Annotated in this window: 20 protein-coding genes, 2 tRNA genes and 2 pseudogenes; 12 read left to right on the top strand and 12 right to left on the bottom strand. The window is 56.8% G+C overall.

All coding sequences use genetic code 11. The annotated features are described in order from the left end of the window. Positions 1-26 precede the first annotated feature (26 nt). Positions 27-473 (top strand): Lrp/AsnC family transcriptional regulator, encoded by a 447-nt coding sequence (locus N8E89_RS09530; RefSeq protein ID WP_245449059.1) that lies wholly within the window; start codon positions 27-29, stop codon positions 471-473. On the opposite strand, the gene argB is transcribed toward N8E89_RS09530, so the two are convergent. After that, positions 474-1,376 carry an acetylglutamate kinase gene (gene argB, locus N8E89_RS09525; RefSeq protein ID WP_106667455.1) on the bottom strand — a complete coding sequence of 301 codons (903 nt, stop codon included), beginning with the start codon at positions 1,374-1,376 and terminating at the stop codon, positions 474-476. 168 nt (positions 1,377-1,544) lie between these two features. On the opposite strand from argB, the gene N8E89_RS09520 reads away from it, so the two are divergent. The 3 genes from N8E89_RS09520 to N8E89_RS09510 all read left to right on the top strand — a co-directional run bounded on the left by N8E89_RS09520 (position 1,545) and on the right by N8E89_RS09510 (position 3,446). After that, a complete protein-coding gene (locus N8E89_RS09520) occupies positions 1,545-2,084 on the top strand; it encodes a sigma-70 family RNA polymerase sigma factor (protein ID WP_113174103.1) in 540 nt (179 codons plus the stop codon). Then, complete coding sequence (locus tag N8E89_RS09515) at positions 2,081-2,788, top strand: anti-sigma factor (protein WP_162739870.1); 708 nt, start codon at positions 2,081-2,083, stop codon at positions 2,786-2,788. The genes N8E89_RS09520 and N8E89_RS09515 overlap by 4 nt, the downstream gene beginning before the upstream one ends. Positions 2,789-2,894: 106 nt before the next feature. Further along, positions 2,895-3,446 carry a fasciclin domain-containing protein gene (locus N8E89_RS09510; protein WP_262259755.1) on the top strand — a complete coding sequence of 184 codons (552 nt, stop codon included), beginning with the start codon at positions 2,895-2,897 and terminating at the stop codon, positions 3,444-3,446. A 90-nt stretch (positions 3,447-3,536) separates the two neighbouring features. Here N8E89_RS09510 and yihA read toward each other — a convergent pair whose 3' ends face one another. The 4 genes from yihA to rpmH all read right to left on the bottom strand — a co-directional run bounded on the left by yihA (position 3,537) and on the right by rpmH (position 6,775). Next, positions 3,537-4,208: a ribosome biogenesis GTP-binding protein YihA/YsxC gene (gene yihA / locus N8E89_RS09505; RefSeq protein WP_106667503.1), complete on the bottom strand. Its 672-nt coding sequence runs from the start codon at positions 4,206-4,208 to the stop codon at positions 3,537-3,539. Between the two features lie 137 nt (positions 4,209-4,345). After that, on the bottom strand, positions 4,346-6,196 hold the full coding sequence (yidC, locus tag N8E89_RS09500) for a membrane protein insertase YidC (protein ID WP_113174099.1): 1,851 nt from the start codon (positions 6,194-6,196) through the stop codon (positions 4,346-4,348). 34 nt (positions 6,197-6,230) lie between these two features. Then, the gene (gene rnpA / locus N8E89_RS09495; protein WP_106667450.1) at positions 6,231-6,593 is read right to left on the bottom strand and encodes a ribonuclease P protein component; all 363 of its coding nucleotides are present in this window, start codon (positions 6,591-6,593) and stop codon (positions 6,231-6,233) included. Between the two features lie 47 nt (positions 6,594-6,640). Beyond that, entirely contained in the window at positions 6,641-6,775 is a 135-nt protein-coding gene (rpmH, locus tag N8E89_RS09490; protein ID WP_040853797.1) for a 50S ribosomal protein L34, read from the bottom strand. Between the two features lie 479 nt (positions 6,776-7,254). On the opposite strand from rpmH, the gene N8E89_RS09485 reads away from it, so the two are divergent. Beyond that, entirely contained in the window at positions 7,255-8,754 is a 1,500-nt protein-coding gene (locus N8E89_RS09485; RefSeq protein WP_106667449.1) for a sensor histidine kinase, read from the top strand. 17 nt (positions 8,755-8,771) lie between these two features. Beyond that, positions 8,772-10,232, top strand: coding sequence for a phospholipase D-like domain-containing protein (locus tag N8E89_RS09480; RefSeq protein WP_262259751.1), 1,461 nt, complete (start codon positions 8,772-8,774; stop codon positions 10,230-10,232). Here N8E89_RS09480 and N8E89_RS09475 read toward each other — a convergent pair. The 3 genes and pseudogenes from N8E89_RS09475 to N8E89_RS09465 all read right to left on the bottom strand — a co-directional run bounded on the left by N8E89_RS09475 (position 10,204) and on the right by N8E89_RS09465 (position 13,452). Beyond that, positions 10,204-11,046 (bottom strand): endonuclease/exonuclease/phosphatase family protein, encoded by an 843-nt coding sequence (locus tag N8E89_RS09475; protein ID WP_106667447.1) that lies wholly within the window; start codon positions 11,044-11,046, stop codon positions 10,204-10,206. The genes N8E89_RS09480 and N8E89_RS09475 overlap by 29 nt on opposite strands. An 84-nt stretch (positions 11,047-11,130) precedes the next feature. Further along, entirely contained in the window at positions 11,131-12,414 is a 1,284-nt protein-coding gene (locus N8E89_RS09470) for an NAD(P)/FAD-dependent oxidoreductase (protein WP_262259750.1), read from the bottom strand. Positions 12,415-12,523: 109 nt separating this feature from the next. Next, a pseudogene (locus N8E89_RS09465) lies at positions 12,524-13,452 on the bottom strand (LysR family transcriptional regulator). A gap of 124 nt (positions 13,453-13,576) precedes the next feature. Between N8E89_RS09465 and N8E89_RS09460 the strand changes: the two are divergent. The 4 genes and pseudogenes from N8E89_RS09460 (at position 13,577) to N8E89_RS09445 (ending at position 19,441) form a co-directional block, all read left to right on the top strand. After that, positions 13,577-14,984, top strand: a pseudogene (locus N8E89_RS09460) (VOC family protein). Positions 14,985-15,083: 99 nt separating this feature from the next. After that, a complete protein-coding gene (locus N8E89_RS09455) occupies positions 15,084-16,595 on the top strand; it encodes an L-piperidine-6-carboxylate dehydrogenase (RefSeq protein WP_113174181.1) in 1,512 nt (503 codons plus the stop codon). Positions 16,596-17,039: 444 nt separating this feature from the next. Next, on the top strand, positions 17,040-19,256 hold the full coding sequence (locus tag N8E89_RS09450) for a bifunctional diguanylate cyclase/phosphodiesterase (protein WP_315975641.1): 2,217 nt from the start codon (positions 17,040-17,042) through the stop codon (positions 19,254-19,256). Positions 19,257-19,363: 107 nt separating this feature from the next. Beyond that, a tRNA-Arg gene (locus N8E89_RS09445) sits at positions 19,364-19,441 on the top strand. A gap of 102 nt (positions 19,442-19,543) precedes the next feature. Here N8E89_RS09445 and N8E89_RS09440 read toward each other — a convergent pair. The 4 genes from N8E89_RS09440 to N8E89_RS09425 form a co-directional block, all read right to left on the bottom strand. Continuing rightward, a complete protein-coding gene (locus N8E89_RS09440) occupies positions 19,544-19,936 on the bottom strand; it encodes a hypothetical protein (protein WP_262259747.1) in 393 nt (130 codons plus the stop codon). After that, positions 19,908-20,525 (bottom strand): hypothetical protein, encoded by a 618-nt coding sequence (locus N8E89_RS09435; protein WP_262259746.1) that lies wholly within the window; start codon positions 20,523-20,525, stop codon positions 19,908-19,910. Before N8E89_RS09435 ends, N8E89_RS09440 begins: the two co-directional genes overlap by 29 nt. A 208-nt stretch (positions 20,526-20,733) precedes the next feature. Beyond that, positions 20,734-20,810 (bottom strand) — tRNA-Arg (locus N8E89_RS09430). 256 nt (positions 20,811-21,066) lie between these two features. Continuing rightward, on the bottom strand, positions 21,067-21,411 hold the full coding sequence (locus N8E89_RS09425; RefSeq protein ID WP_262259744.1) for a hypothetical protein: 345 nt from the start codon (positions 21,409-21,411) through the stop codon (positions 21,067-21,069). Positions 21,412-21,528: 117 nt separating this feature from the next. On the opposite strand from N8E89_RS09425, the gene N8E89_RS09420 reads away from it, so the two are divergent. Together N8E89_RS09420 and N8E89_RS09415 are read left to right on the top strand one after the other, a co-directional pair. Continuing rightward, positions 21,529-21,786: a helix-turn-helix domain-containing protein gene (locus N8E89_RS09420; RefSeq protein WP_262259743.1), complete on the top strand. Its 258-nt coding sequence runs from the start codon at positions 21,529-21,531 to the stop codon at positions 21,784-21,786. Beyond that, a complete protein-coding gene (locus N8E89_RS09415; RefSeq protein ID WP_262259742.1) occupies positions 21,783-22,556 on the top strand; it encodes a DUF4145 domain-containing protein in 774 nt (257 codons plus the stop codon). Before N8E89_RS09420 ends, N8E89_RS09415 begins: the two co-directional genes overlap by 4 nt. Positions 22,557-22,823 lie beyond the last annotated feature (267 nt).

Below are 22,823 nucleotides of genomic sequence, written 5' to 3'. Positions count from 1 at the left end.
CTCAATTGAGCGACTTTGAAATAAAGATGCTGCAAATCCTGCAGGGCAATGGGCGCATTGCTGTAACGGATCTTGCACAAATGATCGGCCTGTCGGCGACGCCCTGCGCACGGCGCTTCGAACACCTTCAGGAGAGTGGCGTCATCAAGGGCTTCGCCGCCAACATTGACAGGCGGGCGATAGGGCTCATGGTCGAGGTCTTTGTGCAGGTCCGCCTCAATACACACAGTGACGACTCACCCGAGCGCTTCATCGCCGAGATCCAGCGCATGGACGAGGTTTCCTCCTGCTGGACCATGACGGGTGAGCACGATTTCCTGTTGCACGTCATGGTGCCGACTGTGGACGATCTCAATGATTTCGTCATGCACAGGTTGATGCGGCTGAAGGGTGTGCGCGACGTGCACACCCAGCTCGTCCTGCAGAATATCAAGGGACCGGGAAAGATCCCGCTGGATCACCTCAAGAGGTGATCAGGGAACGATTAGAGTTCCCGCGCCGCGCTCGGTGAAGAGTTCGAGCAGAACCGAATGCGGCGTCTTGCCATTGAGGATGACGACGCCCTCGACGCCGCGATTGATCGCATCGATGCATGTTTCCACCTTTGGAATCATGCCGCCAGAGATCGTACCATCCTTGATAAGGGCGCGCGCCTGGCCAACGGAAAGCTCCTTGATCAGTTCCTTGTTCCCGTCGAGTACACCTGGCACGTCAGTCAGGAAAAGAAGCCGAGAAGCTGCAAGCGCACCCGCAATGGCACCCGCGAAAGTATCGGCATTGATATTGTAAGTATGTCCGTCACGGCCCGGCGCGACGGGGGCGATGACCGGGATCATTTCGGAACGGGCGAGCAGGTCCAACAGCGTACGATCGATCTCCACGGGTTCCCCAACGAAACCGAGGTCGACGATCTTTTCAATGTTGGAGTCAGGATCTATCACGGTTTTCTTGGCCTTTTCGGCAAAGACCATGTTGCCGTCCTTACCGCACAGACCAATCGCCCACTCCCCTTCGGCATTGATGAGTGCAACGATTTCCTTGTTGATCGAGCCGGCCAGAACCATTTCAACGATTTCCAGCGTCTTCGCGTCGGTGACCCGCAGGCCGCCCTCGAATTTAGATTCAATGCCCATTCGCGCCAGCATGGATGCGATCTGCGGGCCGCCGCCATGAACGACAATGGGATTGATGCCTGATTGTTTCAGAAGCGCAATATCGCGGGCAAAAGCCTTGCCAAGTGTGGCGTCACCCATGGCATGGCCGCCATACTTCACGACCACGGTCTTGTTTTCATAGCGCTGCATATAGGGCAGAGCGGCAGAGAGAAGATTTGCCTGGATTTCGGCGGTTTGATCGGCGTCGGACGTGGAGGACATGGATGCGCAGGCTCCGGCTTGGGAAGGACGGGGGTTCTTAACGCTAAAGACGGGTTCGAGCAAACATGATTTAGGCTGCTCGCCAACGTTTTTGTAGACGTGCCATTGACAGTGCAACCCGTCGCCAGATTTAAATTACGCGAACAAGACGCTGGAAACGCCATTCCCATGACGCCTGAAGGCATATCGGAGCTGATCTCGCGGGTCTCACTTCGAGACCGGGCGGCTTTCGATGCGCTTTACACGGCAACGAGCGCGAAACTTTTTGGCGTCTGTCTGCGTATCTTGGGTAACCGGACGGAAGCAGAAGACGCGCTGCAGGATATTTACGTCAAGATATGGAACAAAGCAGATCGATTTGCAGTCGCCGGCACGAGCCCGATTTCATGGCTGGTCGCGATAGCCCGCAATCACTGCATCGATGTGCTGCGCGCGCGTAAGCCTGCCGCAGCAGAGCTGGATCAGGCAGTGGACGTGGCCGAGCCGTCACCCAATCCCGAACAATCCGCGATGGCCACCGGCGAAGCGCGACGCATCTACGATTGCCTTGGCCAGCTCGATACTATGCGAGCCGACGCGGTCCGTGGCGCCTATCTGAACGGCGACAGTTACGAGGCATTGGCAAGACGCTACAATGTGCCTTTGAATACGATGAGAACCTGGCTGCGCCGCAGCCTGTTGAAACTGAAGGAATGCCTGGAGAAATGAGCCCGACCCCACCCGAAGACACAATCCCGGAAGGCGATGATCTCATTGCCGCCGAGTATGTGCTGGGCGTGCTCCCTGCCGAGGAGCGGCGCGAGGTTGCGCGCCGTATCGAAACGGACAAGCCTTTTGCGCAGCTCGTGGTGCGTTGGCAGCAGCATTTCGACCCGTTGAACGATCAGTTTGCACCGGTTGCCGCTCCGCACCACCTGAAAAGCCAGATTGACCATCGCCTGTTCGGAACGGAACCGACCCTGGCCAGCATGCCGTTGTGGACCAGCGTCATTTTCTGGCGCGGACTCGCTTTCGCCGCCCTCGCCCTTGCTGTCATTGGTTTTGGCCGCGATCTGATCGAGCCTCGCGCAACCAGCCCTCAGCTGGTGGCGTCCCTGGAGTCCGCGGGAAGCCCCGTCCGTACCCTGGCGATCTTCGACGAACAGACGAAAAAACTGAAAATGACATTGGTTTCCGGTGACATCCCGCAGGACAAGTCACTCGAACTATGGTTGATCGCCGGAAACGAGGCTCCGGTTTCACTCGGCCTGATAAAATCGCCGCAAGTGACGGAATTCGATCTGCCTCAGCCCGTTTCTGCAAAGTTGCGCGATGGTACGACGTTGGCGATCACCGTTGAACCTGCCGGTGGCGCGCCCGGCGGAGCTCCCACGGGTGCAATCGTTGCAGCTGGCACGGTTCGCGGCATCTAAACAACCTTCCCTCACAATAATAAACACACCCGGCTGAAACTTATATCTGCAGCCTTCCGTATCTTCGCTGACCTCATCCGAGGGGAAACAAACAGTGGAGATAGAGATGTTAACCAAATCACTTCGCCTGATCGCACTTTCAACGGTCCTGATTGCCGGCGCTGCCTTCGCCAAGAACCCGACCGTGGGCGGTGCCCCGATGTACGCGAACAAGAACATCATCGAGAATGCGGTGAACTCAAAGGATCACACGACGCTGGTTGCCGCGGTCAAGGCAGCCGGTCTCGTCGAAACCCTTCAGGGCAAAGGTCCTTTCACCGTGTTCGCGCCGACCAACGCTGCATTCGCGCAACTTCCCAAGGGAACGGTGGAAACGCTGCTCAAGCCGGAAAACAAGGACAAATTGGCCAAGATCCTGACCTGTCATGTGGTCGCGGCTGATGCCTCCGCCAAGACCATCATGAAAATGGTCGATGATGACGAAGGCGCCCATCCGGTCAAGACTGTTGGCGGCTGCGTATGGACCGCCAAGTACAAGGGCAAGAGGCTCACTCTCACCGATGAAAACGGAACCGTCGCCAATGTGACAATTGCTGACGTCAAGCAGTCGAACGGTGTCATCCACGTGATTGACAAGGTTCTCTTGCCGAAAATGTAATTTGGAAAACTTACCTGATTGTGCAGACGGGCACCTGCACAAATGCCCCGCATTGTCCTGGATTGATGCGGGGCCTTTTTATGCCAGCAGCTATTCTTCGAGCAGCAAGGCGATGGCAGCGCGCAACTCGTCCAGCCCTGCGCCTTTCTCAGATGATGTCGCCAAAATCACCGGATAGGCCGCGGCACGCTTCTTGATGACCTGGGCTGTTTCCTCCATGAGGCGCGGTACACCTGCAGCCTTGATCTTGTCGATCTTGGTTAGAACGATCTGGTAGGAGACGGCGGCACGATCGAGAAGATCCAGCACCTCGGCATCGTTCTTCTTCACGCCGTGCCGGGCATCGATAAGAACATAGACGCGCTTGAGCGTCGTCCTGCCCCGCAGATAATCGAAGACGAGTCGGGTCCAAGCGTCGACCTGTTCTTTCGGCGCTTCGGCAAAGCCATAGCCGGGCATATCGACGATGGCGAGTGGCGGAAGATCGCCATTTTCGCCCGAATGCCCTTCTGGAACGAAATAGTTGAGTTCCTGAGTTCGCCCGGGCGTGTTCGATGTGCGCGCCAGGCCTTTCTGGCCGATGATCGCATTGATCAGCGAGGATTTGCCCACATTGGACCGGCCGGCGAAAGCTATCTCAAGCGGGCCTTCTGGCGGCAGAAATTTCATGGCGGGAACGCCGCGGATGAATACCCAGCCCTGCGCGAAGAGCAATCTGCCCGTCTCGATCAGCCTGTTTGTCGTTTCCTGCGCTTCGCTCAATTTTTCTTCCGTCCGTATCTCGGCATGTCGCATACGACCTGCAATCAATGTTTATAGGCACCTTGTCAACTGCAGCAAAACAAAAGCCCCCGGTCAGGCCGGGGGCTTTATACTCCATAGGCAACCGGGAAACCCGTTTATTCAGCCGGCTTGGGCTTTTTCTTGAACATCCCTGCAAGGTTGTCCCACAACTCGACCTTCACACCCTGGCGCTTCATGATGATGCCCTGCTGGATGATCGACAATGTGTTGTTCCAAGCCCAATAGATGACCAGGCCGGCCGGGAAGCTCGACAGCATGAACGTGAAAATCAGCGGCATCCAGTTGAAGATCATCTGCTGTGTCGGATCGGGCGGAGTGGGGTTCATGCGCATCTGCAGGAACATCGTCACGCCCATGATCAGCGGCCAGACACCGATCATCAGGTAGGCCGGAACAGCCCATGGCAACAGCCCGAAGAGGTTGAACAGCGATGTCGGATCCGGCGCTGCCAGGTCCTGGATCCAGCCAAAGAACGGCGCATGGCGCATTTCGATGGTGACGTAGAGCACTTTGTAGAGCGCGAAGAAAACCGGGATCTGGATCAGGATCGGCCAGCAACCGGCGATCGGATTGATCTTCTCCGTCTTGTACAGTTCCATCATCGCCTGCTGCTGCTTGACCTTGTCGTCCGCATATTTCTCGCGGATTTCGGTCATTTTTGGCTGCACGAGCTTCATGCGCGCCATGGATGCATAGGACTTGTTGGCAAGCGGGAAGAACACCGCCTTCAGCAGAACCGTTACTACGAGGATGGCGACACCGAAGTTGCCGATAGCCTTGTAGAGCCAGTCGATCAGGTAGAACATTGGCTTGGTGATGAAATAGAACCAGCCCCAGTCGATCAGCAGTTCGAACTGGCGGATGTTGCGTTCCTTTTCATAGGCATTGATCTTGCCGACTTCCTTGGCACCGGCAAAGATGAGATTCTCAATGGTTGCCGACTGGCCTGGCTCGATCGTCGTCGGATCGGATAGATAGTCGCTCTGAAACCGCGGGCGTCCGTCTTCAAAATAGGACATGCGCGCCTGGAATGGCTTGGCTGCCGAGGGGATGAGCGTCGCCGCCCAGTATTTGTCGGTGATGCCAATCCAGCCACCGGTCGTCGCCTTTGGCAGCGAGACTTCCTTCTCTTTCTCGATCTTCGCGAAGGTGTATTCCTGCAGGCCGTCATCGCCAATCACACCGATCGGACCTTCGTGCAGAACATAGGTGCTCGCATGCAGGGGCTTCGAGAAACGTGTGACGCGGCCATACGAGGCAAGCGAGACCGGTGCAGCGGCTCCATTGGCCACCACGTCCTTGACAGTGAACATGTAGTGGTCGTCGACGCTGAAGGTACGCTTGAAGGTAAGGCCCTTCTCATTGGTGAAAGCCAGCGTAACAGGCGTAGACGGCGTCAATGTATTGTTGCCCTCGACGGTCCAGACCGTCGCCGGACCGGGAACGGTGCCTGTCAGATCATTGCCGGTGAAGCCGATCTCGGCGAAATAGCCATCAGCCAGCGGTGCTGGGCTCAAGAGTTCGATATTCGGCGAACTGTCGTCGACGGTCTCGTGATATTCCTTCAGCTGCAAATCATCGAGACGCGCGCCCGTCAGGCTGATGGAGCCGCGAAGGCTCGGTGTGTCGATCTTGACACGGCTGGACTGACCAAGGGCAGCGGCACGGGTCAGGCTGCCTGCCTGGACAGCATCCTGTGACTGGCCGGGGATATTCGCGCCGGGAGTTGCAGGCGTCGATGCTGGCAGGTTCGTCGTTCCCTCAGCAGTCGTTCCCGCAGGCGTGCTTGCCTGCCCGTCAACGCGCGTCTGTCCTTGCCGCGTGGCCTCGATCTGGGCCTGTTCGCGCTGCGCTTCGATCTTGGGGTTCATGTAGAACACCTGCCAAAGCGTCAGGATCACAATGGACAAGGCAATGGTGATAAAGAAATTACGGTTCGTTTCCATTGTCAGTCCTTGGGGTCGGGTCCTGCCGCGCCGGTTAAGGCTTCGTGGAACGCCGAGTCTGTGTTTTCTTGGAAACCCGTTTCGAGAGTTCCCGGGTCAGATCCGTAAACGGCGCATCAAGCGCGTCACGGCGAGCAACGATCACATAGTCGGTTCCGGGTTGCATGTCATCTGCAACATTGACGCGCACGGCCTCTCGAAGGCGGCGCCTGATGCGATTGCGGATAACGGCATTGCCGTTCTTCTTGGTGACCGTAAAACCAACGCGCGGCGGACCACCCCGATCCTCGCGCTCCTTGACCTCCAGCAGAAAATAAACGCCGCGGCGCTTCTCTCCGTTCCGAACAGCCAAAAACTCCGCTCTCTTGCGAAGGCGGAGTGGTTTTTGCTCATTCATTCTGTAGTGCCAACTTTGGCCAACCGCACGAATCCGCGCGGATCGCCTTATGCCGACAACCGCTTGCGACCACGAGCGCGACGCGCTGCGATTACCTTGCGGCCGCCTGCCGTTGCCATGCGGGCGCGGAACCCGTGACGACGTGCGCGGACAAGTTTGGATGGCTGATAAGTACGCTTCATTTGTTAAATACCGCGGTGTGCGGCCCTTCTTGTGGTCTGTTCTTTGACAGGAGCATATCAGGACCGCCATTGGCGCATAAGAATACGCCGCCGGGGCGGTCAACCCGGACGTGCGCGGCTTATAGAGGGCAGATGCTGATAAGTCAATTGATTGACGTGATTCAAAAACAGGCAAAATCGAGCAACTGGATCTGGCCTTTCTTGTCTGGCCAGAGCCGGTCCTGTTCCCGGATGGCGAGACAGTCGATCCGGAAGCTGGGTAGGCCAATGTTTTGCATCGGACGCCGCCGTTGGCAGCCGAGACAATTAACAAACCGTCAAACCCCCTGGTCGTAACCACCAGCGGGCCGGGATAATTTCGGGCCAAACCCCTTGACCTTGTTGCGAATTCGCTCCGGCAGAACGCTTTTATCCAGGTAAGAAAGGCTCTATTGTGCCGGCAAGGCGTTTGACCTACATCAAACGGCGACGGAGCACAAATGACCGCAAGCCAGCAAAAGCCAGAAAAAATGGACATGGAGCTTCATGCCGGCCAGCGTTTGCCCGTCTTGAAGCGACTGTCGGGTAAGCTGCTGCGTCTCACGCTCCTCTTCGGTCTGCTGGCCGAAGTGATGATTTTTGTACCTACCATGGCCGACATGCGAATTCGCTGGCTGTCCGACCGCCTCAATACGGTCGCGGCGGCCAGCGTTGTTCTTGCAGCGAGTGATGACAAAGACATTCCACAGTCGGTGCAGGATGACGTACTGCTGGCAACGGGCACGAAAGCAATCGTACTGCGCGAAAAGGGTGCATCGCGTCTTCTGGCGGTTTCCGAAATGCCCTCAAAAGTCGACAAACACATCGATATTACAGTGACTGATCCCGTCACGATGATCCGTGATGCCTTCGATACGCTTGTCAATGGCGGGCATCGCGTCATCCGGGTCTATGGTCCGGTCGGGGACACCGGAAAAATAATTGAACTGTTGACTTCCGACGCGCCCTTGCGCAACGCGATGCTGCGCTATGCCCGTAACGTTGCGTTGATCTCACTTTTCATCTCGCTAATTACCGCAAGCCTTGTCTTTCTTACCATCAGCCGCCTGCTGATCCGCCCTATCCAGCGGATGAGTGCCAATATGCTGGCCTTTGCGCAAGCGCCCGATGACCCGCAAAAGATCATCAAGCCAGAGCAACGCGAGGACGAACTGGGCATCGCCCAGCGCGAGCTGGCCGACATGCAGCGCCAATTGCAACGCACGCTTTCGGAACAGAAGCACCTCGCCGATCTCGGCCTCGCCGTTTCCAAGATCAATCACGACATGCGCAATATACTGGCATCCGCCCAACTCATGTCCGACCATCTTGCCAACACCAGCGATCCGGCGATCCAGCGTTTCGTGCCAAAATTGGTGCGCACCATCGACCGCGCAATCAACTATTCGCAGACGGTTCTTGCCTATGGCGGCACGCAGGAAGCGCCACCGCAGCGCAGGCGGGTGAAGTTGCGCACGGTCGTTAGCGACGTCGAGGAAATGCTCAATCTTGACGCGAAGTCCGGGATAGAGTTCAGAAACCTGGTGCCGGAGTCGTTCGAAATTGACGTCGATCCCGATCAATTCTTCCGCATTATCTCCAATCTTTGCCGCAACTCGGTCCAGGCGATGGGCGGCGACACCCGCGGTGACGCGTCTGTGGTCAAGCGGTTGACAATTACTGCCGGACAGATCGGCACAACATCGATTATCGGTGTCGAAGACACAGGGCCTGGACTGCCGCTCAAGGCGCGCGAAAATCTGTTCACGGCTTTTAAAGGCTCGGCCCGCTCTGGCGGTACTGGCCTTGGACTTGCTATTGTACATGAACTGGTGCGGGCTCATGGGGGAACGATTGAATTGCGTGAGGGTGAAGTCGCAGGAACGAGTTTTGAGATCCGCATACCCGACCAGCCGGTCTCGCTGGCCGAATGGCGCTCGCGCCGGGATTCGATGTCTTGACATGAAATCCTCCAGCAATGGCTGATTACCTCCCTACCTATTGGCCGCAAATCCTCTTTGTGTTGTCTATCGTCCTTGGCGTACCAGCGGCTATCCACGCAACGATGACCAAGGAAGAGGTTCGCGCTGCCATTGGCTGGGTCGGCGTGATCATCCTCTCACCGGTCATTGGCGCAGTTATTTATGCGGTCGCCGGTATCAATCGCATCAGGCGCTCCTCGATCTCATCGCAACGCGCCTTCCTGCATGAGATCGGTCAGGACCATTTCATGCGCTTCGATGCGAGCGCGGAAAATATCCTTGCGCATTTCGAGAAGCGATTTGTCGCAATGAAGACCTTGGGTGACCGGGTCAGCCGATGCAGGCTGACAACGGGCAATGACATTGCCATGCTGCAAAGTGGCGATGAAGCCTATCAAGCCATGCTCGACGCGATCGGGGGAGCCAAGCGCAGCATCCTCGTCGAGACCTATATTTTCGACCGTGACAAGATTGGGCTGCGACTGGCCAATGCACTGATCGCGGCCGTCAAGCGCGGTGTAAAGGTCCGTGTACTGATCGATTCTGTTGGTGCCCGCTACTCCATCCCAAGTATCGTAGGCTACCTTGCCAAGCATGGTGTCAAGGTCGACGTCTTCAATGGCAACATCATTATAGGACTGCGTCTACCCTACGCGAATCTTCGCACCCACAGAAAGATCATGATCGTCGACGGCAAGGTCGCCTTTACTGGCGGCATGAATATTCGCGCGGGTTTTTCCGCAGAGATTGTCGGGGAAGACAATGCGCGTGATACACATTTCCGCCTCACGGGCCCAATTGTCACGGATCTCTTCCATATCGCCTCGGAAGATTGGCGGTTTACCACCAAGGAAGTCCTGTCGGGTGAACCCTGGCTCATCGCCACGCCGGAGAAGCATGCTGGCGAACCGGTTTTCATCCGCGCCGTACCTTCCGGTCCTGACAGAAGCGTTGAAGCCAATCACCGCATGCTGATGGGTGCATTTTCTATCGCCCAGACGCGTATACGCATCATGTCGCCCTATTTTCTGCCGGACAGGGAATTGATCAGCGCGCTCGTCACTGCAGCGCGTCGCGGAGTGGAAGTCGACATCGTCGTCCCAGCGATCAACAATCTCAAGCTGGTCGACCGCGCCATGACCGCGCAGTTTGATCAGATACTAAAGGGTCATTGCCGTATCTGGCGTGCCAGCGGCAATTTCAACCACTCCAAGTTGCTGGCGATTGACGGCCTGTGGGCCTATGTGGGTTCGTCCAATCTTGATCCGCGTTCCTTGCGATTGAACTTCGAAGTGGATCTTGAGGTCATGGACGCGCAGTTCGCTTCCGAAGTGGAGGGCCTCATCGAGATGGCGATGGCTTCGGCCAAGCCAGTTCTCTTGCAAAGTCTGCGCGCACGTTCCTTCTGGGTACGTCTGCTCGACCGTATTATCTGGCTAGGATCGCCCTATCTCTGACTTCCGTCGCGGCCAAGGCCGACTTCAGGTTAACATGAGCCTTGATTGGCAAATGATCGGAAGCAACACGAGCCAATGGCGTGTCGTGCACCTCAATGGCTGTGACGAGACTGTGCGGATGGCCGAGAACACGATCGAGCGCCAGCACAGGAAACCGCGACGGGAAGCTTGGTACTGCATTCTTCGCCGGATCGAAAATCGGGTGCAGGAAGTGAAGCGAGGAGCCCTTGCCCACGCGCCATTCGTTCAAATCACCAAGTAATAGCGTTGGACGCGAGGGCTCGGCGTGAACAGCTCGCACGATAGCTTCAGACTGCTGCTGCCGGGAATGCCTGAGCAATCCGAGATGGGCCGCGATGATGCGAAGGGGTCCGGCCTCAAGGTCGATGTCAACCACCAAGGCGCCGCGCGGCTCAAGACCCGGCAGCCCGAGCTGCTGAACGCGGCGAACAACGCCTTCGCGAAACAGCAGGAGATTGCCGTGCCAGCCATGGCCCTTGGGATAAAGCGACGTCACAGGAACCGGAACCAGGCTGTTCTCGCGATGCAGCCGGGCCAAATCCAGAAGTCCCGATCTTTCGCCAAAACGTTTGTCAGCTTCCTGGATGGCAATGACATCCGCGCCGATCTCGCCAATGACGTGGGCGATGCGGTCGGGGTCGAACTTCTTATCGATGCCCACGCATTTGTGCACATTATAGGATGCGATCAGCAAATCATCGCGCACAACTCGGGTCACGCCTGTCGGGCGCTTGTTGCGGTTCCTGACCGCGGCGAGAATGCTGGCGGAGACGCTTGGCCTGGTGTGCCGCATTGGCTTCCTGCTGTCCATTTCCTAGAGATATGCCGGGACCGATAGAATGGCAAGCGATTGCGAATGTCGGGTTAACGCTACATCTCAAAACCTGTTCCCGACCAGATGCGCCAGTTGCGCGCCAACTTCGTAATAGCCTTCGCGGAGAGCCCGCAAGCCTTGTTCCTTTGGTTGGGTCACCGGAAGCGGCAAATCGGCGTCGGTGATCTTGCCAACGATTTGCTCCGCAAGGATACGGCCGAACACCGTACCCGGTGCGATACCGCGGCCATTGTACCCACTGAAGCTGATGATCTTCTGTGCCAGTGTGTGGAAGCGTGGAAGGCTGTCGCTGGTCATGCCGATCTGGCCATACCAGCCTGCTTCGAATGACACATCCTTGATCTGCGGGAACAGCTTGCGAATGGATCGTGCCGCCCAGGCCTTGTGAACGGCCATGCCGGTACCGCGCAAAGCGCCTACGCTGCCGAAAACCAGCCGCCCCGCCTTGTCCATGCGGAAGGAACTCAGGATTTCTTTCGTATCCCAGCCACCCTGACGTTCCGGCAGGATCGTGTTTCTGACGTCTTCAGGCAGCGGGGCCGTGGCGAAATTGAAATAGGGCAGATGCAAGAGTTCCGATCGCAGTTCCGGCCAGGGCGACGTCGTGTAGGCATTGGTGGCAACCACCACCCAGTCAGCTGATACCGAACCCGCCGGCGTGCGAACGATCCAGCGAGTGCCTGAGAGTTCCGTCGTGGTCACTGGCGTTCCGGTATGGATGGCAGCACCGGCGCCAAGGGCCGCCTTTGCCAGCCCGCGGACATAACCCAGCGGCTGGATCGTCCCTGCCCGGCTGTCGAGCAGCGACGCGGCAAAAGCATTGGAACCGACCTTGGCCGCCGTTTCTTTCGCGTCGAGGAGACGTACTGCTGCCCCGCGCGCCAGCCATTGCTCGGCCCTTTGTTCGAGCTGTTTGACTCCGTCTATGCCAACCGCGCAATGCAAGGTGCCGTTGCGTTCAAGTTCGCAATCGATCTTGTGCCTGTCGACAAGGCTAAACACCGACTGGGGTGCATTGCCGAGCAGTTCCAGAAGACGTTCCCCGTGAACCTGTCCCAGGACACCCGGCAGATCATCGGGCATGACCCACATACCGGCGTTGACAAGACCGACATTGCGGCCAGAACCGCCAAATCCGATCTCGACCGCATCGACGACTGCGACCTTTGTTCCAGCCTCAGCCAAATGCAGAGCCGCCGACAATCCGGTGTAGCCAGCGCCAATGACCGCAACATCGACGGAGATATCGCCCTGCAATCGCTCCGTCTTCGGAGCGGGCGGCGCCGTCTTTTCCCATAGGCCGTGGGAACGTTCATCATTCAGCATGGGATCACCGTCGTGGGTCGGACCGGCAGCAACCGGCGCATCAAGTCAATTGTCGTTATAGGGCGCGATTTTGCCAACGGAAATGAAATTCCTCGAAGACATGATGCCGTTAGCGAATGACTGGCGGGACCGCCTGCCGGTCAGTGACCTGATCGGCAATCCAGCTAAAGAAACTCTGTGCCAAGGGATTTTCCTTCTTATGGTCTGGCACAACGAGATAATAGCTGTTCTCGGTCTGCAGCGGCTGGTCAAAGAGCACCAGCAACCGCTCCGATGCGAGCTCCTGCTCGATCAGATAACGCGGCAGCAAGGCAAAGCCGAGCCCGGCCAGTGCTGCCTCGATCACCATCGAAAAATGTTCGAAGCGATGCCCCTTGTAGGGACTGACGATATCCGCCTGTACTGTCTCGAACCAGGTGGCCCATGCCTTGGGCCGCGTTGAAAGATGGAGAAGAGGCGCAGAGTTTGCCAGTTCACCGGGTGTCCCGACCGGATTTGCCGCGCAAAGATCCGGGCTCCCGACCGGCACGATCAATTCGCTGCAGAGATAAGTGCATGTCGCGTGCGCCCAGACCGGCTGGCCGTAATGAATGGCCAGATCGAAGGGCTCCTCCTCGAAATCGAAAGGTCGCGACCGCGACGCGGCACGCTCAGCGCCATTTCCGGGTGGCGGCGCAGAAAATCAGGGAGCCTTGGCATCAGCCAGCGGCTGCCAAAGGTTGGCAAGGTGGCGATGCTCAGCGAGGATGCGGATTGCGATGCCGCCATGGCGCGCAGCATGGTCTCCTCGGTAAGACCCAGCAACCGGCGCACTTCGGGAAGGAATTTCTGTCCCGCGCCGGACAATACTACTCGTTGCCGAACGCGCTCAAACAGCAGCACCCCAATCTGGCTTTCGAGTTCGCTCATCTGACGGCTTACAGCGCTCTGGGTCAGATTGAGCTCCTTCGCCGCCTGGGTGAAACTGCCATGGCGTGCAGCACACTCGAACGTCTGCAGGATATCGATGTCGGGTATCAAACGCCGGCTCAACTTCATTCTTGTCTCGCATCAACCCAGTATGAATCATCGCAATCCGCAGGCTGGTTCCCCATCTATAATCCAGATTGAGCATGACAGGATAAAAATTTTCTGTCGCAATAACAAATCGGAATATTACTCAATGAACGCAGCTACGTTTATCTCGACAGACGTGATCCGGGCGTCATTTTCGGCAGCCATGTCGTCCATGTACCGGACCGAGGTCCCCGCTTACGGAACGCTTCTGTCGCTGGTCGCCAAGGTGAATGCCCAGACCCTCGCCGCCCAGCCGGAACTACGGCACCGGCTTGAGCAGACCGATACCTTGGACCGCATTTCGGAAGAGCGCCACGGCGCTATCCGAGTCGGCACTCCGGCCGAACTCGCCATGCTGCGCCGGGTCTTTGCGGTCATGGGTATGTATCCGGTCGGTTATTACGATCTGAGTGAGGCCGGCGTTCCGGTACACTCCACCGCTTTCCGTCCTGTGGGTGACGCAGCGCTGAAGATCAATCCATTCCGCGTCTTCACCTCGCTGTTGCGGCTTGATCTGATTGCCGACACCCAATTGCGCGAAGAAGCGCGCAAGACGCTCCAGGCGCGGCAGATATTTTCGCCCAGGGCAATTTCCCTGGTCGAAAAGGCGGAGACCCAGGGCGGGCTGGAACTGGATGACGCCGCACTTTTCGTGAAGGAAATTCTCGCGACATTCCGCTGGCATGATCAGGCAAGCGTCAGCGGCGACCTCTATCGCCGGCTGCACGACGCACACCGGCTGATCGCCGACGTCGTATCCTTCAAGGGACCGCATATCAACCACCTGACACCGCGCACGCTCGACATCGATGCCGTGCAGCATCAGATGCCTGCCTACGGGATTTCACCGAAGGCCGTGATCGAGGGTCCGCCCACGCGCGCATGCCCTATCCTCCTGCGCCAGACATCGTTCAAGGCCCTGGAAGAAAGCGTGTCGTTCCGCAATGCTCAAGGCGAGTGGGAAACCGGCTCGCACACGGCCCGCTTCGGCGAGATCGAGCAGCGCGGCGTTGCCCTCACACCCAAGGGCCGGGCGCTCTATGACCGGCTCCTGGCCGAATCGCGCAATGTGGTCCGCTTTGCCCCGGACGGGTCCAATGCCGATGCCTACATCGCAGCGCTCACTGACGCCTTCAAAACCTTTCCGGATGACTGGGACAGCATCCGCCGGCAAGGTCTCGGCTATTTCCGTTACACGGCAGTTGACCATTTCCCGCAGGCGGGTCTCTCAGCCCGCGAGCGCTTACGATATCGAGGCCCTTATAGCCCTCGGGGCTGTCCGCTTTGACCCGATCGTCTATGAGGACTTTCTTCCTGTCAGCGCCGCTGGTATTTTTCAATCCAATCTTGGCGACAATGACAGTCAGAAGTTCACCGCCAGCCCCAGCCAGCGGGAATTCGAAGCCGATCTCGGCACGCCGGTGCTCGATGAATTCGCGCATTATGAAGGCCTGCAAAAAGCCTCGATCGAACGCTGCCGGCAGCATTTCAAACCCGTCGCGCTCGCAAGCTGAAGCGCGGCTGTATCAAAAATCCGTACCGGCTGATAAAAACCGGTCAACGATCAGGCCTTGGGCCATTTGGCCAAACAGGCAAGCACAAAGGGAAGCAAGATGACCATTGCTCAAGAAGTTAAAGCACTCCTTTCCAAGCTGGGTGTGAACGAAGCAGCCCATACGGGCGGAACAATGCCTTCATTCAGCCCCGTGAGCGGCGAGAAAATCGCCGACATAGCCGTGCATTCCGCTGATGATACGGCAAGAGCCATCGAAAAAGCGGCCGGCGCGTTCCGCGAGTGGCGCCTGGTTCCCGCGCCGAAGCGCGGCGAGCTGGTGCGTCTGTTCGGCGAGGAACTGCGGGGGCTAAAGAGCGAACTCGGCCGCCTCGTCTCGATCGAAGCCGGGAAGATTGCTTCCGAAGGTCTTGGCGAAGTGCAAGAGATGATCGATATCTGCGATTTCGCCGTCGGCCTGTCACGCCAGCTCTACGGCCTCACCATTGCAACCGAACGCCCCGGCCATCGCATGATGGAGACCTGGCATCCACTCGGTGTCGTTGGCGTTATCTCCGCCTTCAATTTCCCCGTTGCCGTCTGGTCGTGGAACACGGCGCTGGCCCTCGTCTGCGGCAATGCCGTTGTCTGGAAACCATCGGAAAAGACCCCGCTGACCGCCCTTGCCTGCCAGGCCATCTTTGACCGCGCCGCAGCCCGTTTCGGTGAAGTTCCAGCCGGTCTCGCTCAAGTTCTGATGGGTGATCGCACAGTGGGTGAAGCTCTCGTCGATCATCCTGAGGTTGCGCTCGTTTCGGCAACCGGCTCGACCCGCATGGGCCGTGAGGTCGGGCCGCGTCTCGCCAAGCGTTTCGCCCGTTCGATCCTTGAGCTCGGCGGCAACAATGCAGGCATCGTCTGCCCTTCTGCCGACCTTGATATGGCACTGCGTGCCATTGCCTTCGGTGCCATGGGTACCGCTGGCCAGCGCTGCACGACGCTCCGCCGTCTCTTCGTGCACGAGAGCGTCTATGACACGCTGGTTCCACGCCTGAAGAAGGCCTATGAGAGCGTCACGGTCGGTAGTCCTCTGGAGACGCCGGCGCTGGTCGGTCCGCTCATCGACAGGGCTGCCTTTGATAATATGCAGAACGCCTTGGCTGCGGCCCGTGACCACGGCGGCAAGGTGACCGGCGGCGCCCGCGTCGATACCGGTCACGACAACGCCTATTATGTCCGCCCTGCCCTCGTTGAAATGCCGAAGCAGGACGGTCCGGTGACGGAAGAAACCTTCGCGCCTATCCTCTATGTCATGAAGTACAGCGATTTCGACAAGGCGATTGCCGATCACAATGCCGTCGGCGCGGGTCTCTCGTCTTCGATCTTCACACTTAACCTGCAGGAGGCGGAGCGCTTCCTCAGCCCGGACGGTTCGGATTGCGGCATAGCCAATGTCAATATCGGCACGTCCGGTGCGGAAATCGGCGGCGCCTTTGGCGGCGAGAAGGAAACCGGCGGCGGACGCGAATCCGGCTCCGACGCGTGGAAGGCCTATATGCGTCGCGCCACCAATACGGTGAATTACTCCTCGGCACTTCCGCTCGCGCAGGGTGTTTCTTTCGACATCGAGTGACCGTCGGAATATTCCAATGCCGTTCCCGTCAAGTCCAGCGGGAACGGCACCTGCTTATTAATATTGGCTCGCGTGAACTTTTGTATCCTTCTCTATTGATTTCGTACAAACCTTCAATAATGAGTCATATTCTCTTTATTTACTTCGTTTCCATCCAGCTGCACTAATAAAAACTCCCTTAATCTCGCCTTAATACGCAAAGAAATAGCATTCTTGACGTTAGAGGCGGGCTATGGGGGACTCGAATGCTGACTGTATACAATTGTATCGTCAACGAGCATGATCTCCGACTTGTTCTTCTTGCAGCAACAGTCTGCATCTTTGCATCCTATGCAGCCGCCAATCTGCTTCGTCACGCGCGCCGTGCCATCCATAAGCAATTCTGGGTGGGCGTTGTGGCTGTCGCCTTCGGCTGCGGCATATGGGCGAGCGCATTTCATTGCGATGCTCGCTTTTTCTCCCAATCTGCCCAATGGCTACAATGCCACGCTGACCGCGGCCTCCCTCCTGATCGCGATAGCCATGACCGGCCTGGGCGCCCTCCATGCCGTGACCAGCGAACGTCCCAATGCGGATCTCGCGGGGGGAGCGATTATCGGTGCAGGGATCGTGTTTATGCATTTCACCGGCATGGCAGCCTTCGAGATCGAGGGGCACATTGCGTGGAATCCGGCATTCGTTGTTGTGGCGATTGCCCTCGGTATTGTCTTTGGTGCCGCTGCGGCTAGCGTTGCGCTGTCGAAAGGCGGCATGGCAAACAGAATTGCGGCAACCGTCCTGCTTGCCCTCGCGATATGCAGCCATCACTTCATCGCCATGGGCGCGGTCTCGATAACACCCGATGCATCGATAACGGTTTCGGCAGGGGCCATTCCTTCTCAGCTTCTGGCCGTGGCGGTTGCTGTCGGCACTATTGTGATCCTCGTCGCCAGTCTTCTGGGTATCGGTATCGACATGCGCGGCCGTCGCCACGCTCGTGAAATCGAGCGTATGCGCAAGCTCGTCAATGCAGCAGTCGAAGGTCTTGTGATCTGCGACGGCGAAACCATCGTTACTGCGAATGACAGTTTTGCTGCACTTGTAGGCATCGCCCATCGCTCGCTGGTTGGAAAGTCGATCGAAACATTCCTGGCGGATCCGAACCTTCTGTCCCGGCTGATGGGCGATCAACACGAGTCAATCGAGGCGAACCTGGTTACGTCGCACGCACCGGTCCCGGTCGAACTGATTGCGCGGACCATCGATTTCGGTGAAAAGCGGCATCGGGCCATCGCCGTGCGCGATCTGCGCTCCCGCAAGGAGGCTGAGGCGCATATCAGTTATCTTGCCCATCATGACGCCCTGACCGCTCTGCCCAACCGCCGAAGCTTCAACGCGCGGCTTGACCAGCAGATCGCAGCGACAGATATCAACTGCGAAAATTTCGTCGCCCTGCTTTGCCTTGACCTTGATCGTTTCAAGGAAACCAACGACCTTTTCGGTCATGCGGCAGGTGACGAGATCCTGCAGCGCGTTGCCAAGACCATCAGCCAGCTCCTCGGGCAGACCGACATGCTTGCGCGGCTGGGCGGTGACGAGTTTGCCATCATCGTTCCTGGTGTCGTCACCCCAACGGCGGCGAGCCGGCTCGCGGACAGCATTCTCGATGCACTACAGGCGGAAAGCGAGAACACACAAACCGGCCTGATGATATCGACCAGCATTGGCATCGCAATCTTTCCCCTCGACGGCAATGACCGCGAAACTTTGCTCAACCATGCGGACCAGGCGCTTTACCGCGCCAAGGCCGAAGGACGGAATACCTACCGTTTCTTCGAAGCAAACATGGGCCTCGAAGCCAAGGAGCGCAGGCTGATCGAGCAAGAGCTTCGCCTCGCCCTTGCGCGCACAGAAATTCGAATGGTCTATCAGCCGCAAATGCAAATCGATACGGGCATCATCACGGGGTTCGAAGCGCTGATGCGTTGGCAAAATCCGCGGCTGGGCGATGTTCCGCCAACAACATTCATTCCGATTGCCGAAGAGAGCGGCGTTATCCTTCAATTGGGTGAGTGGGCGCTCTTCGTGGCCTGCCAGGAGGCAGCGAGCTGGGAGAGACCGCTGACGGTGGCGGTAAATGTTTCTGCGGTGCAGCTTTACAGTCATGATTTTCCACAGAGGGTGCACAACGCCCTGTTGCAGACGGGCCTCCAGCCGCATCGGCTGGAACTTGAAATCACCGAGACCTCCCTGATCAAGGATACCAACAGGGCGCTTGTTACATTGCGTCAGTTGAAATCGCTCGGCGTGCGCATTGCCATGGACGATTTCGGTACGGGCTATTCATCGCTGTCTAATGTCCGGGCGTTTCCGTTCGACATGATCAAGATCGATCGATCCTTCATCAAGTCGGTCGACAAGAACGAACAGGCGGCAGCCATCGTGAAAGCTGTCCTCGGACTTGGGCGCGGCCTGGGCTTGCCCGTTCTTGCCGAGGGCATCGAAACGCCGGACGAACTCAAATTCCTGGCAGCCGAATTATGCACCGCCGGACAAGGATTCTATCTCGGGGAGCCAGCCCCCATGGAAAGCTTCCGTCATCTCATACGCGATCGGGGCCAGATCGGAGGCGAGGTCGTTCCCTTCAAGCGTGGATCTGCCGGCCATCGCCTTCGAAGCTGAGAGCTTGACCCACAGCTTCCTTGCCGCAGAGTGAAATTCGCCATTGAAGCCTTGGCTCGCATCGGTTAGAAACGCTGCGCGCATGCAAACCACCGCATCGTATTTATGCACCCGTAGCTCAGCTGGATAGAGTGCTGCCCTCCGAAGGCAGAGGTCACAGGTTCAGAATCCTGTCGGGTGCGCCAATGTTTTCAAATACTTAGTCATTTTATTGGCCGCGTCTCTCTCTGGAAATCGCCACCGAGTCGCCACGGCCTCCTCCAATTCAGTACAATTCAGGCTCCTATTCAACCTGGTGGCTCTATCTTCAGCCGCAAGCAATAGGTCTCCACTGATTCAAAACTTACCTGAGAGCTACCGCCCTTCATAATTTCAACCCGGTCACCAAACTCCACAGGCGGGCTACTTTCATCGAAGACCGAAATCAAAGGCGCCGTCGCTACGTCGGTAAACTTGATTTCAAACTCAGGTGAATTCTGCCGTAAGTTTCCAATCAATGTTGAGGGGAGGATCAAATCGACGCTAGACACACCTTTACTACCAACCTCGAACCCAAGCCAACAATCGCTACCCGATGAAAGTACCCCTGAATTGGCATTTACTGTCATTGGACCATGTTTACATTCATATTTGGTCAGAGCCGTCATGCTCTCAGTGATTTCGTGAATGTCGATTAACATTGGAGGAACCGCCGACCCCAGCTGCGAAGCTAGTGAGGAGATACCGTTGGAGAGTTTCTTTTTCGTCCGGCTTCGTCGTGTCCAGTTTGGCCGTTACGCAGAATTTCCCATTAGTTGCACATTCCCTTTCACATGTTTGAGTGCGCGTCTCAGTGGGCTTTGGCCCCGGCGTAGGCTTGGAGATGACGCAGCTTCCAGATTCAAAACACGCCGCGATTTTTGAATAACTCCAGATGTCAAATGCTTCCTGCTCACTACCGGTTACCTCACAACCGAGCGGTTCTGGTGTACCTGTCGACACACGAACCGTTTTTACAATAGATTCGTCCGGAAGTAATTGATTGATGTGTCTAACGCGCTCGCGGTAAGTTAAAATGACAACGTCCTTAGGATGGCTGTTGCGGGCCTGGATCAGATTCCCGTTGTTCCAATTAAATGGAAATTGGCACTTGGAGTCATTGACGCTTTTAATCGAGATACACTTTAGAGGATCACTACAGGGTTTAGGTGGCGGTTCCCAAGGTTTGAATTTTCCACAAGATACTGCGGCCAATGCAAGAACTGGAATTAGATAAAAAGAGAACTTCATATGCCCTCCCCCGAGATATATTTAATTACATTGAGAGAGTTTACCTGTGTGCAATACAAATAGACAGTTACCTAAATTGGTGACATGGAAAGGACGCCGCTGGTCCAACCGTTCGGCCCCGCCGTCCATTGGAGCCGCTCTTCGGATAGGAGTCAGCTGGGGCGAGACACCGTGGTTCTCGCTCGCCCCGTATGGCGCGGTGGTTGTTTGGCGAACACGAAGGGATCTCGAACCCTAACCAGGAGAGTAGAAATCTCCCGCACTATCCAGTTGTGCTACGCGTCCAGTAGGTGACCGGGCAGGAAGGAGCCGCCACATGCGGATACCCGCCCGGTCCAGTCGAGTTGCATTGTCACCACCACAGCTAAATGCACCGCGACTGTTTTTGAAGGTCAGTGTCTTCTTCTTCTGCGCGCAAGTATGGCGGCTGCATTGATGGATGTCGGTCTTCTTCTGTTCATTGGCAGTCTCCTCGAGTTACCCGGTTTTCGCCGGCGCGGGTATGGCAGGTTGCCCAGCCATAAAATGGTGAGTGGCGGCGCTATTCGGCGGCCATGAGAAAGAGCTCGCGGTGCTTTGAGAGCCGCGCGTTGTCCGCTGCGATGCTCTGCGAAAGGTAATTGATGTCCTTGTCCCATGTGCCGGCCTCCTCGTTTGATTTTAACAGGATGGCGAGGGCGGACGACTTGGCACGTACTTCGCTGTAGTCAGCGCTCGGCGTCTTGACGATCTCGGCCATTACCGCGTGGTGAGCGTTCATCACGGCATCCATCGCTGCTTCTGGCATCCCTGAATCGACATAAGCTGCTGTGTGGAGTTGGGACAGAAGGCTGGCCATATCGGACACTGCGAAGGCGGGTCTCGGTGTGATTTCGGTGGTTGGCATTGCGTGGGCTCCTCGTGGTTGCTGTAGGGTCTATAATGCTAACCGTAAGGGTTATTTTAATAGCCGTCAAGAACAAATATAACCCTTACGGTTATTTTTATTGCCGTGAGGTCTGCCATGCTTTATGTAAGAGCCATGATAACGCACGCTCAGATAAGGGCAGCCAGGGCACTTATTGGCTGGAAACAAACGGACTTGGCTAAGGCTGCGTCCATATCGGAGATGAGCATCAAAAATATAGAGCGAGGCGACACCGATCCTCGCGTGAGCACCATGCAAGCCATTCAGGCTGCCCTAGAATCTGCCGGCGTGATCTTCGTTCCGGAGAATGGTGAGGGCGTTGGTGTTAGGCTGAGGAAGGGAACAGGTGCATGAGTTCTTTTGAGTGGGTGTGCCCCTTCTGTGACCGCAATCAGGTGGTGATAAGCGAAAATCACGACACGACATTTGAACCATTGGGCATAGGCAAGTCTGTGCACGGCCTTGTTGGAATTCGGATTGTGTCCATCCGATGCGCTTCCCCATCATGCAATGAAGTAACTGTAATTGCCCAGTTAACCGGCGCCGAACTTTCAAGGAAGTCTGGCGAATATGAGCCAATAGCGCCATTGTTGGGTAGATGGAATCTTCGTCCTGAATCAAGCGCAAAGCCTCAGCCAAGTTACATTCCCGCACCTCTTCGTGAAGATTATTTGGAAGCGTGTAAGATACGTGAATTGAGCCCAAAAGCCTCGGCGACACTCTCAAGACGATGTCTCCAAGGGATGATCAGGGATTTTTGCAAAATCCACAAAAGTCGGCTAATTGACGAAATCAAAGAACTGAGAAGGCTTGATGAAGAAGGCCACGCGCCCAAGGGCGTTGAGTCTGAAACCCTGGACGCAATCGATGCCGTGCGCAGCATAGGCAACATCGGGGCTCACATGGAAAAAGACATTGGCTTTATCATCGATGTTGATCCAACAGAAGCACAAGCATTAATTGAACTAATCGAAATGCTGTTCTCTGAATGGTATGTTGCACGCCACCGGCGCACAGAACGATTAGAAAAAGTGAAAGCCATTGCCGCTGACAAGGCCAATCGAAAAAATGGAAGAGATGCTCCTGCAGGTCAAGGGATTCCGCAAGAAGATTTAGGAGAATGATACGAGAAAATATCCCTGTGGATATAGGCGCAAACCTATAGGTTATAAGTCCGCCTATTTGATTAGGACCCGTCCGCGGTCCTAATCTCGGTCGCATGATAGACCACTTAGACAAACGCCTTCTTACACGCCAAGAAGCCGCAAAGTATTGCGGCCTGAAGCCATCGGCATTCTCCGATTGGGTACGCAAAGGAAACCTACCAAATCCGGTTCCAGGCACACGTCGATGGGACAAATGCGCGATCGATGCCAAGCTCGATGCAATGG

This window comes from Phyllobacterium sp. A18/5-2, assembly GCF_025452215.1.
Lineage (GTDB): Bacteria > Pseudomonadota > Alphaproteobacteria > Rhizobiales > Rhizobiaceae > Phyllobacterium > Phyllobacterium sophorae.
The sequence above is the reverse complement of the archived record's forward strand: the minus strand, read 5'-3'. Positions and strand labels throughout refer to the sequence as shown.